Origin of the sequence: Pontibacter sp. HSC-14F20 (assembly GCF_019599265.1) — a bacterium.
Taxonomy (GTDB): domain Bacteria; phylum Bacteroidota; class Bacteroidia; order Cytophagales; family Hymenobacteraceae; genus Pontibacter.
In genome coordinates this window covers 160,720-171,000 of record NZ_JAHZTC010000009.1, presented here as the reverse complement: position 1 = coordinate 171,000, position 10,281 = coordinate 160,720, and the positions used below count along the sequence as shown (strand labels likewise).

The following is a 10,281-nucleotide window of genomic DNA, read 5'->3' as shown; positions in this document are numbered from 1 at the left end:
AGGTCCTGGTCAGGGATAAATGCCAGTAAATCCTTCGCCTTCATATCAGCCTCCTTTCATGTATGCCCGTTACATAATACGAACTTGACAAGGTTTCGAACAGTAGTGGCCCCTACCCCCATCAAGGAAAAAAGTGAGTGCCCGCCGCACAGACGAAACCCGCTAGCTATACCTGCAACAGCCCAAGCTGTATCTATAAATTCCCCTTACTAACAACTAAGGCTTCGTTGGGTACGGAGTGCCCACAATGAAGCCGTGGTTGCACCTAACCGGGCGACGCATTATGGGTTTTAAGTCGGAAGAGGCTTGCCCCTGAACTACTTGTTTGGGCTTTCAGGTAGCTGACTGGCCCATTGGAGGTGAGCCTGAAAGGGTAATAGTAGATACTTTCTGCTGTTTCCGGGGGAGAATTCCCGCTCTTTTCAAGGCATTTGCTGCCTAATGGGCATAGCTTCGCCAGGCCGCCTTGTCGGGCGGCTTTTTTTAGCTTCTTACTCGAACTCCTGGTAGGGGCGCTGCGTCCTCATCCCCTGTGGCGGCCCCCGTTTAGCCAGCACCTGCAGGGTGACCATCGTCTCCTTTTTGCAGCAGGGGCACTCGAGCGGATTGTACTCCTGGAGCTGGCGCACTTCTGCTTTCCGCCGTTTCTCCTCAGGCAATTGCTCCCGTATCACCGGAATGGCCACCCCCTTGGCAGTGCCGCTGAGTATGCCGTAGTGGCGGATGCGCACAAAGCCCCGGGGCAGGATGTGCAGGGCAAAGCGACGGATGAACTCCATGCCCTCGAGCTTCATCTCCAGCCTTTTGGCCCCCTGCCGGTAGTCCTTGTAGGAGAAGCTCACCGACTGCTCGTCCACGGCTGTGAGACGGTGGTTAGAGATAGCGATCTTGTGGGTATAGCGACCCAGGTACTCGACCACATGTTCGGGCCCCGAGAAGGGGCGCTTGGCATAGACCACCCACTGTTTGCCGAACAGTGCCTTTAGCAGCTCTTTCTCTACTGTTGGCAGTTTCTCCTTCAACACCTGCACGTACTTAGCTCTGTAGACCTGGCTCATGGCCTTGACCGGGAAGAGGTAGCGTCCCTTGCCGCGGGCCCCTCGCCACCTGCCGCTTTCACTGAGCCCGCCACCGGGCACGATGCAGTGCAGGTGCGGGTGCAGCGAGAGGGTCTGGCCCCAGGTGTGGAGCACGGCCACCATGCCCGGCCTTGCCCCCAGGTGCTTTGTGTCCGTGGCGAAGGCAAGCAGCGTCTGCCAGGCGGCCTCAAAGAGGGTGTCGTAGACAAGCTTTGGCTGCTGGAGGGCCAGCTGGTTGAGCGTGTCGGGCAGGGTGAAGACCACGTGGAAGTAGGGCACGGGCAAGAGCTCCTGCTCGCGGGCCTGGATCCACTGCTCGCGCTTGCGGCCCTGGCACTTGGGGCAGTGGCGGTTGCGGCAGGAGTTGTAGCTCACGCGCACCTGGCCGCAGTCTGAGCAGGCGTCCACGTGCCCGCCCATCTGCTGGGTGCGGCAGCGCAGGAGGGCCGAGAGCGTGCGCAGCTGCCAGGAATTGATGCCACCACAGTTCTCGACCTGGGGCCAGTGCAGACGCAAGACGTCTGCCACCTCGTGCTTGGCCCGCACTAGGCGTAGAGGGTGTCGAGCGGCGAGAAAGGCTTTTTCCTGCCGCTCTGGGCCACGTGCAGGTAGACCATCGTGGTCTGAATACTCTCGTGGCCCAGCAGGTCTTTGATGGAGATGATGTCCAGGCCGTCCTCGAGCAGGTGGGTGGCGAAGGTGTGGCGCAGCGTATGCGTGCTGACCTGCTTGGAGAGGCCGGCTTCATTACGTGCCGTTCGCACCACCCACTGCACCCCTTGTTGGGAATAGCGGGTGTCTGTCAGGCCCTCTTCACTCTGCTGCACCTGGCCGTTGAAGAGCCAGGTCTGCGGGCACTCTGACTGGATGTACTTTTAAAGCCCGCGGATCAGGTGCTCGCTCAGGGGCACGTAGCGGTCTTTGCCTCCCTTGCCCTGGCGCACGTGGAGCATGCGGCGGTCAAAGTCCAGGTCCGAAAGACGAAGGTTACGCACTTCGGCACAGCGCAGCCCGCAGTCGTAGAGGGTGGCAATAAGGACCCGGTGTTTTAACAGCTTTGGCGCCGAGAGCAGCCTTTTAACCTCGGGCTTGCTTAGAACAACAGGCAGCTTTTTGCTGCCCCTGAGGACAGGCAGCTCAATGCGCTTGTCCTTGAGGCCTTCCATGCGAAAGACGTAGCGCAGGGAGTAGACGGTGAACTTGAAGTAGGAGTTGGAGGGGGTGTTGTGCTCCCGCTTTACCAGGTAGAGGTAGTCGTTGAGCTGGTCGCAGTCCAGCTCGGTGGGCAGGCAGTTAAAGTGCAGGGCCACCTTGGCCAGGTGGTGGCTGTAGTTTTTGAGGGTGCTCTGGCCGCGGCCCGAGACGGTGATTTTTTTTCGGAACTTCTCGTAAAGCTCGCTGAATCCCGCTACATTAGTACAGGCAGTCTGGATAAGGGTAGGCTCTTTTTTTTCATCTTTATGTAAGGAATAAGTGTGAATCCAAAAGATAGCCCTTATCCGCTGCTTTTTAAAACCAGCTACCGAAGGTTTAGTGCAACAAGGTGTAACAGCACAATTTCCAAACGGCAACAATCTGTTTATTAATACTCTATACAAATAGCCCGGGAATTTTTTGATACAGAAACTGTTATAGGTACGTATAGCAAGTTTACATAACCTCATAAATCTCTATCTATGGCTATTGACATACAGCAAATCGGCAAAAGGTTCCGTTTTTATACCAGCATCAAAGAGTTGGAAATGCCGCAGCTCCTTGAGATGACGGGCAGCGATGAAGCAGTGCTTGCTAATATCCTGTCAGGGAAAAATTACCTCCTCGATGAGTTAGTGGCTATCGTTAAGAACTTTCAGGACCTGAACACGCAATGGCTTATCTATGGCGAGGGCAGTATGTTCAAACCCATGGATGAGGACGGCACCTGCAAAGACAACCACAAAGGCTGCCTTAAAAAGGACAAAGCCGCCTACCTGAAACAGATGCAGAACATGCTCATCGAGCTCGACGCTGCCGAAGTAGCCAAAGGACACCACGCCGATGTAGACGCGCTTAAGGCCAAGCTGGAAGAATACAAAGCTAGTAACCCCCAGGAGTAGAATCCCAGATTTCGCTCCAATCCACCCCTCAGTTTTGAAACGAATTTAGCCTGAACAGGCTTTAAATAATAATGCCCCAGGCAAACGGTTTGCCTGGGGCATTATGCATTCGCTGCCGTATCTTACTGGCTCACTTTACAGTTTTTCAGAAGTTCTGCAACTCCCTTTTTCAGTGCCTTATCTGTGGCTAGCGATGCCGTGGAAAGATTGACAGTGCTACTATTCCTATACCCATCTTCGTGCTTGTTGCCAGCTAATGTTACCCCACTCAGTTTAGTGGTTGTTGCCAAGGTATAGACTTGCTTTTTCTGGTCTGTTGAATGGAGTTTGAAGTGCACCGTAGCTTTCGAATCGTCCGCCCCGATTGTGCCGTAGCCTTGCTGTATCTCCTTCTGTTCCTGCGCGCTTGTCCGTGCATAGCCCATACCTGATGCAACATCTCCTACGGCCAGTTCCAGATAATAGGTATAGCCCGCCTTTCGCATTTGCACCAGTGTGATTGAATCCGGCGCTGGGTTCGGTTTTATACCTTGCCGGGCCAGGTCATACTCCTGCTCTGCTACATAGGCTGTTGAAATTCCTTTTTGACCAAACTCTTGTTCCAATTGCTGATACAACTGATGCGAGCGATGCGCCAAAAGTCCCGGGATTACGCCAACCAGTATGCGGTCATTTGCCTGCAGTGCCTGAGGGCAACCGCCAGGTATAGCCGCATGCCGGGTTGAGCCGATGCAGCTGCTTAGCAGCACGAGGCAACACAACAGATTGGCTGCTGCTTTTTTCAAAATCATAGTGACGTTAAGTATTGGATAGCTGGTAGCGCACGCCGTCTGCGGCTATCCCTTTACCCGTATACCTTCCAGAATCAGGTTTACGGTATACAGCACCTCGCGCTCTATTTTCTCAAAATTGATGGTGGGCAGGTTGTGGAACTGGGCGCGCTGAAACTCTTCGAACTGAATCAGGTCTTTGACTACCATAATGGAGTAACCTACGCGTTCGGCTTCGCAATCGAGAAAGGTGCCGTTGGCTATACCTTCTTTTATGACTGTGGCGTAGAAGTTTGTCTCCTTGGCACGCGATTCCTTGAAAAGCTCCTGAAACATAGTGCGCGTCTCGATGAGTACTTTGATGGAGATGGTGTGCTGCGTCACGATTTCCTGGTAGTAGCGCAACGATGAGCGGATGTAGCGCAACAGGCGCTCGCGGGGGTCTTTTTCCTGCTCGGCAATTTTCTTGATATGGTACAGGCTGCCTTTCCACTCCTGCGAGAAGGCCTCGATAAAAAGCACTTCCTTGCTTTTGTAGTAGTAGTAGAGCGTGGGTTTCTTGAGGCCGATGGCATGGGCAATATCATCCAAGGTAGCCTTGCTGTAGCCCATTTTACCGAACACCGCCTTGGCTGCCTCCAGTATCAGCTCTTTTTTTGCCTCTGCCTTTTTGCCCAATTTGCTTTTTTGCTATCGTTCCACGAGGAAAGACATAGCCTTTCTCCTTTCACCAAAGATATAGAGATAATCTATACTTGCAAGTTACTCCTTAATCGGAACCTCTACTATACCCTGGCGGTCTTCCGGGAACCACTCCACGTAAAAAGTTTCCAGCTCCAGATTTTTCTCCTTGGCATAGTCAAAAATGGCTTCGTAAAGTTTGTTCGGGGCCAGCATGTAATGAGCATTCACTTCGCTTCGCAGGGCACGGCGGCCACCCGGCACCACCCGCAGTTCGTAGTCGGCCGGCAACTGCACGGTGCTGTCAGGTATAACCACGCCGATAAAAGCGTTTACACTATCGGCACGCCCCTCCGGGTTGTTGTAGTAGATGTTGCCCAGCTGTCCTTGCAGTTCGTTTTTGTCGAGTACCTCAGCGGCTCTCCGGAAAGCATCATTAATCCCGCTGTCGTTTACAGAACCACTGAAGGCACGGCCTGCCACAAAAAGTCGTTCCGAGTTCACTTCGGATACACTTGTTGAACTAAAACCTCCCAGGTAGGCGTAAAAAGCCGCTACGATGGCCGAAAGGACCAACATCACTAACAAGAATTTCTTGTTCATAAGTCAATCATGTTTTTGTACTGCATGTGGTAGAGTTGGGCATAGTAACCATCGCGGCGCAGCAATTCCTCGTGGTTACCCATTTCTTTTATCTCGCCGCGGTCCATCACAATGATCTTATCGGCCTTTTGGATGGTAGACAAACGGTGGGCGATGACGATGGACGTACGACCGTGCATCAGCTGGTCGATGGCGTACTGTATCAGTTCTTCGGTTTCGGAATCGACGCTGGAAGTAGCCTCGTCCAGGATAATGATTTCCGGATTGTAGACCATAGCCCGCACAAACGAAATGAGCTGACGCTGGCCTACCGAAAGCGTGGCTCCGCGCTCCATTACCTGATAATGCAGCCCGCCCGGCAGTCGCTCAATGAACTTGCGGGCACCCACCAGGTCGGCGGCGTGCCACATTTGCTCTTCGGTAATAGTTTTGTTGCCCAGACTAATGTTGTCGGCGATGGTGCCGGAGAAAAGGAACACATCCTGCAATACCACGCCAATATGATGGCGCAGCACGCTCAGGTCATATTCTTTAATGTCGTGGCCATCAATCAGAATCTGGCCGCTGTTGATTTCGTAGAAGCGGTTGAGCAGGTTGATAACTGAAGTCTTACCCGCCCCCGTAGCTCCCACAAAGGCAACCGATTCGCCCGCTTTGACATCCAAAGAAATGTTGCGTAGCACCCAATCCTCGTCTTTGTAGGCAAACCACACGTCCTTGAAGGCCACATTGCCTTTTATTTTTTCAGGCTTGTAATCGCCGTTATCCGGAATCATCTCTTTGCTGTCGAGGAGGCGCATGAGGCGCTCGGTACTTACCACACCCAGCTGCAAGGTATTGAAGCGGTCGGCAATCATGCGAATCGGGCGGAAGAACATCTGGATGTAAAGGATAAACGCCATCAGCGTACCTAGCGATACGTCATTTTCAATAACCCCGTGGGCACCATACCATACGAGCAAGCCCAGACCCGCCGCACCAATAATCTCAGCCACCGGAAAATAAACCGAGTAATACAGCACAGAGCGGACGTTGGCGCGGGTATGCTCTTTGTTGATTTCCTTGAATTTCTCGAGCTCGCGCTTCTCGTTGTTGAAGATCTGCACGATGTTCATACCTGTGATATGCTCCTGCACAAAGGAGTTGAGTCGCGCCACGGCTGTACGCACATCCTGGAAAGTATCTTTGATCTTCTCCTTGAAAATGTAGGTACTCACCAGCATAATCGGGAAAGTGGACAAACTGACCAGTGCCAGCTCCCAATCGATGTAGAACATAAAGCCGAGAATGAACACCAGTTGCAGGATGTCGCCAATCATGGCAGCAAGGCCTTCGCTGAACACATCGGAAAGCGTCTCCACATCGGATACGTTACGGGTCACGAGCGTACCAATGGGTGTGCGGTCGAAGAATTTGAGGCGCAGGTTGAGGATGTGGCGGTAGAGCACGACCCGGATGTCGCGCACCACATGCTGCCCCAGCCAGCCAGCGAAGTAGGTATGGAGATACTGCACAATGGCATGCCCAATTAAGAGCACCGCGAGTATCACGAACATCTTGTTCAGCCCTTCCCAATCATTCTGCAGTATCTCGTTGTCGACGGTATACTGAATCAGGAAAGGACGCACGGCAGCCAGAATAGCCGAGGCAAATGTCAGGAACACGATGAAGTAGAAAATCCGGATATAGGGCTTCACGAACGTAAAGAGCCGCCGGATGACATCTGCATCGAATACCTTGCCTGTATTTTGTGGTTTATCTTCCAAGTTTGTTATATCAGGTTTTAGTTGTCTTCGGGGACGTTAACATCCCCCTGCCCCCTTCGAAGGGAGGCTTTTAGCCGCTGCTAGGTGTAAGGTATAGCTTCGTGTCACAGACCACTGGCAGGTATAGCAGACATACTTACCACAGCAGCTACGGAGCTAAGACAACCGCCAGGTGCACCAAACGACACTCCACTGTTGGGGGTGAAGGGGTCCCCCTGTCAAGAGCGTTCAGCGAGTTTGGAGCGTCTTGGTTTTTTTGCTTACTTTTTTTCATCAAGGAAAAAAGTAAGTGCCCGCCGCATGGCGATGCTACTAAGCAATACGCTTTGCTCTACCTGGGCCAGAGACCCCGCAATACCAGACACGAACGTGGACGCTCACACCATAGCGCCGAAATCTCACTCCGCCATTCTCCAGCTATACCCTTACGAGTACCACATGCTAACCGACCGCAAAGTTAATGGTTTTTGCATCAGGATTTTCGGGATTTATCAGGTATAGCAACTGCATCACAAGGTATAAAAAAGCCCTTCTCTGTTTGACAGAGAAGGGCTTCAAAAATGCAGGTCTATACCTATACCTCCGCTTCCGCAGGTATAGCAACTTTCTCAAGCGCCTGCGCGATGTCAGAGATAATATCCTCCGGGTGCTCCACGCCTACCGAGATACGAATCATGCCCTCGCCTATACCCATCACGGCACGGTCGGCCAGACAAATATCAGAGTGCGTCATAGAAGCCGGGTGCTCAGCCAGCGACTCCGTGCCGCCCAGACTCACGGCTAGTTTGATGAGTTTGAGGTTGTTCAAGAACGTAAAGGCCTCTTTTTCACCACCTTTAATGTCGAACGAAATCATAGAGCCCGCTGCCTTGCACTGCTTGTCGTAAATAGCCTGCTGCTGCGGATTGTCCTGCAGGTAGCCAAGGAAGTAAATCTTGTCTACTTTCGGATGCTCCTTCAGATAAGCAGCTACTACTTCAGCGCCACGTGCCTGACACTCCATGCGGATTTTCAGCGTCTCGAGGCTTCGCATCAGCATCCAGCCTGTCCACGGGCTCGCCATAGAACCCATGAAGGTACGCATACCTTTCACCTGCTTCATCAGGTCGGCCGGACCAGCGCAGGCACCTGCGATCAGGTCGGAGTGGCCGCCGATGTACTTGGTGGCAGAGTAAAGTACCAGGTCAGCGCCGTGCTTGAGCGGGTGCGAGAACACAGGGCCCAGGAACGTATTGTCCACGGCTAACACTACTTTTTTGTCGGCAGTCGAGTGCTTTTTGGCCATGGCGGCGCAGGCCTCGATGTCTACCAAGTGGTTGGTTGGGTTGGCTGGGGTTTCCAGGTATACCATCGCCAGTTTGTCGGCCATACCTGATTCTTCGAGCATTTGCTCTACTTCCTCTATTGGCGTGTTGGCACGAAAGCCCATGCTCTTCACGCCGAACTTTGGCAGGATGTTTTTGATGTAGTAGTCAGAACCACCATAGATAGGCTCGCTGTGCAGGATCAGGTCGCCGGGCTTGAGCAAGGCCAAGAGCGTGGTGCTGATGGCGGCCATACCGCTGGCAAAAACGGCTGCTTCTTCGGCACCATCCCAGAAGCGGAGGCGGTTCTCGAGGATTTCGAGGTCCGGGTTGTTCAGGCGGCTGTAAATGAGGCCGAGCTGCTCTTCGGCGTGCTTCTCACGCAGGCCATACGCTAGTTCAAAAAAGGCCTTCCCTTCTTCCGCGTTCTTGAAAACGAAAGTAGAGGTTTGGTAAATTGGCGCCTTCACAGCCATTTCTGACCACTCCGGGTTATACCCGTAGCTCATCATCAAGCTTTCAGGGCGAAGGTGTTTGCCGTTAAGATGTGGACCGTTCTGATCTTCTGGTAATTGCATGCTATAAAGGGTTTGTTTTGGGTGATGTCTTGAAAATATGCTCCGGATACGACACTTTGGCCAGGTATAGCCCCTCGGAAGGAGCCGCCCCGCTGGCTTTGCTGCGGTCCTGACTGGCCACAATCCGCTCAAAATCGGCTACTGTGAGCTTGCCACGGCCTACATCCAGCAAAGTGCCTACGACCAATCGTACCATACCTCTCAGGAAACGGTTAGCCCGGATGGTAAACACCAGCTCGTTGCCTTGCTGTCGCCATTTGGCTTCGTACATGTGGCAGCGATAATGTTTGGTGTCGCCTTTGACTTTGCTAAAGGTCGTGAAATCCTCGTAACGAAGCAAAACAGCGGCCGCCTCATTCATCTGCTCCACATCTACGGAACGCGGCAAATAGGTGGCGTAGTATCTTTTGAAGGGGTCTCTGGCTAAGGTGATGTGATAATGATAGGTACGCTCAAACGCGTCGAAACGGGCGTGTGCCTCATCGGTGACCAGGTATAGATGTTTCGCTACGATGTCGTTAGGCAACAGGCGGTTGAAGCGGTAGACCGTATGCTCCAGGTCAAGCTCCTGTTCCACATCCAAATGCACAAACTGCTGACTCGCGTGTACGCCTGTGTCGGTGCGGCCGCTCCCTATGGAGCTGATTGGCTGCCGCAGCACTTTGCTCAGGCAATCGTCGAGCACCTCTTGCACCGAGAGGGCATTGGGCTGCATCTGCCAGCCATGAAAACGAGTGCCGTCATAGGCTATCTCTAAAAAATACCGCATGAAGCAAAGATAAAAAAATAAACCCGCAGGCTCTGTAGTACCTGCGGGTTTAGCAATTTATACCTTCCAGACAGACTTTAGCTAGCCTCTACCTGCACTTTGCGTTTCAGGTAGCGGAGCTCTATTTCATCCATCACAATGGCAGCCAACTGCCCCAGCACTTTCTGGTCGGCTTCCGAAAAATCGCGTGGCTGCTTGTCTACGATGCAAAGCGTGCCCAGATTATACCCATCGGATGTCTTTAGCGGGGCGCCCGCATAAAAACGAAGTCCGAAATTGCCTGTCACCAGCGGGTTTGCCAGCAGGCAGGGCTCGTTTACGGCATCCGGAAATACAGTTGGACCCTCGTTCAGAATCGCAAGAGAGCACAAACTCACGCCCCGGCTCACGTTCTCCACACCCTCCATACCTACGTTGGCTTTAAACCACACGCGTTCAGAGTCAACCAACGCAACGAGGGCGATGGGTACATTAAACATGCGCGCAGCCATAGCCGCTATGTGATTGAAAGCTCCTTCTGGTGGCGTGTCCAATATATCGTACTCCTGCAGTTTCAGCAGTCTTTCCTCATCGTTCTGAGGAATCAGGTTCACCCCAATGAAGGTGTTTTTCATAATTTCCTTTCTGTTTCAATG

Annotated in this window: 10 protein-coding genes and 1 pseudogene; 2 read left to right on the top strand and 9 right to left on the bottom strand. The window is 52.9% G+C overall.

What is annotated here, in order from left to right; all coding sequences use genetic code 11:
- Nucleotides 1-491: 491 nt before the first annotated feature.
- Together K3G39_RS11175 and K3G39_RS20865 are read right to left on the bottom strand one after the other, a co-directional pair.
- Nucleotides 492-1,625 carry an IS91 family transposase gene (locus tag K3G39_RS11175; RefSeq protein WP_220626251.1) on the bottom strand — a complete coding sequence of 378 codons (1,134 nt, stop codon included), beginning with the start codon at nt 1,623-1,625 and terminating at the stop codon, nt 492-494.
- Nucleotides 1,625-2,389 (bottom strand): annotated as a pseudogene (locus tag K3G39_RS20865) (tyrosine-type recombinase/integrase). Before K3G39_RS20865 ends, K3G39_RS11175 begins: the two are co-directional and overlap by 1 nt.
- Nucleotides 2,390-2,755: 366 nt before the next feature.
- Between K3G39_RS20865 and K3G39_RS11160 the strand changes: the two are divergent.
- Complete coding sequence (locus tag K3G39_RS11160; protein WP_220626248.1) at nt 2,756-3,175, top strand: hypothetical protein; 420 nt, start codon at nt 2,756-2,758, stop codon at nt 3,173-3,175.
- A 122-nt stretch (nt 3,176-3,297) separates the two neighbouring features.
- Here K3G39_RS11160 and K3G39_RS11155 read toward each other — a convergent pair whose 3' ends face one another.
- From K3G39_RS11155 to K3G39_RS11140, 4 genes are all read right to left on the bottom strand, one after another.
- Nucleotides 3,298-3,960 carry a hypothetical protein gene (locus tag K3G39_RS11155; RefSeq protein WP_220626247.1) on the bottom strand — a complete coding sequence of 221 codons (663 nt, stop codon included), beginning with the start codon at nt 3,958-3,960 and terminating at the stop codon, nt 3,298-3,300.
- A gap of 51 nt (nt 3,961-4,011) precedes the next feature.
- A complete protein-coding gene (locus tag K3G39_RS11150) occupies nt 4,012-4,623 on the bottom strand; it encodes a TetR/AcrR family transcriptional regulator (protein WP_220626246.1) in 612 nt (203 codons plus the stop codon).
- 84 nt (nt 4,624-4,707) lie between these two features.
- Nucleotides 4,708-5,229: a GyrI-like domain-containing protein gene (locus tag K3G39_RS11145; RefSeq protein ID WP_220626245.1), complete on the bottom strand. Its 522-nt coding sequence runs from the start codon at nt 5,227-5,229 to the stop codon at nt 4,708-4,710.
- Nucleotides 5,226-6,995, bottom strand: a complete 1,770-nt coding sequence (locus K3G39_RS11140) for an ABC transporter ATP-binding protein (protein WP_220626244.1) — start codon at nt 6,993-6,995, stop codon at nt 5,226-5,228. The genes K3G39_RS11145 and K3G39_RS11140 overlap by 4 nt, the downstream gene beginning before the upstream one ends.
- A 300-nt stretch (nt 6,996-7,295) precedes the next feature.
- On the opposite strand from K3G39_RS11140, the gene K3G39_RS11135 reads away from it, so the two are divergent.
- Nucleotides 7,296-7,496, top strand: a complete 201-nt coding sequence (locus tag K3G39_RS11135) for a hypothetical protein (protein WP_220626243.1) — start codon at nt 7,296-7,298, stop codon at nt 7,494-7,496.
- Between the two features lie 73 nt (nt 7,497-7,569).
- Here the strand turns inward: K3G39_RS11135 and K3G39_RS11130 are convergent, their stop codons facing one another.
- From K3G39_RS11130 to K3G39_RS11120, 3 genes are all read right to left on the bottom strand, one after another.
- Complete coding sequence (locus K3G39_RS11130; protein ID WP_220626242.1) at nt 7,570-8,877, bottom strand: cystathionine gamma-synthase family protein; 1,308 nt, start codon at nt 8,875-8,877, stop codon at nt 7,570-7,572.
- 1 nt (nt 8,878) lies between these two features.
- Nucleotides 8,879-9,646, bottom strand: coding sequence for a tRNA pseudouridine(38-40) synthase TruA (gene truA, locus K3G39_RS11125; RefSeq protein WP_220626241.1), 768 nt, complete (start codon nt 9,644-9,646; stop codon nt 8,879-8,881).
- 77 nt (nt 9,647-9,723) lie between these two features.
- The gene (locus tag K3G39_RS11120) at nt 9,724-10,260 is read right to left on the bottom strand and encodes a GAF domain-containing protein (RefSeq protein ID WP_220626240.1); all 537 of its coding nucleotides are present in this window, start codon (nt 10,258-10,260) and stop codon (nt 9,724-9,726) included.
- Between the last annotated feature and the right edge of the window lie 21 nt (nt 10,261-10,281).

What these genes read in the sequence shown, in the direction of transcription:
- K3G39_RS11130 (WP_220626242.1), bottom strand. Translation starts at nt 8,877, where the DNA reads ATGCAATTACCAGAAGATCAGAACGGTCCACATCTTAACGGCAAACAC.
- K3G39_RS11145 (WP_220626245.1), bottom strand. Translation starts at nt 5,229, where the DNA reads ATGAACAAGAAATTCTTGTTAGTGATGTTGGTCCTTTCGGCCATCGTA.
- truA (WP_220626241.1), bottom strand. Translation starts at nt 9,646, where the DNA reads ATGCGGTATTTTTTAGAGATAGCCTATGACGGCACTCGTTTTCATGGC.
- K3G39_RS11120 (WP_220626240.1), bottom strand. Translation starts at nt 10,260, where the DNA reads ATGAAAAACACCTTCATTGGGGTGAACCTGATTCCTCAGAACGATGAG.
- K3G39_RS11160 (WP_220626248.1), top strand. Translation starts at nt 2,756, where the DNA reads ATGGCTATTGACATACAGCAAATCGGCAAAAGGTTCCGTTTTTATACC.
- K3G39_RS11135 (WP_220626243.1), top strand. Translation starts at nt 7,296, where the DNA reads ATGGCGATGCTACTAAGCAATACGCTTTGCTCTACCTGGGCCAGAGAC.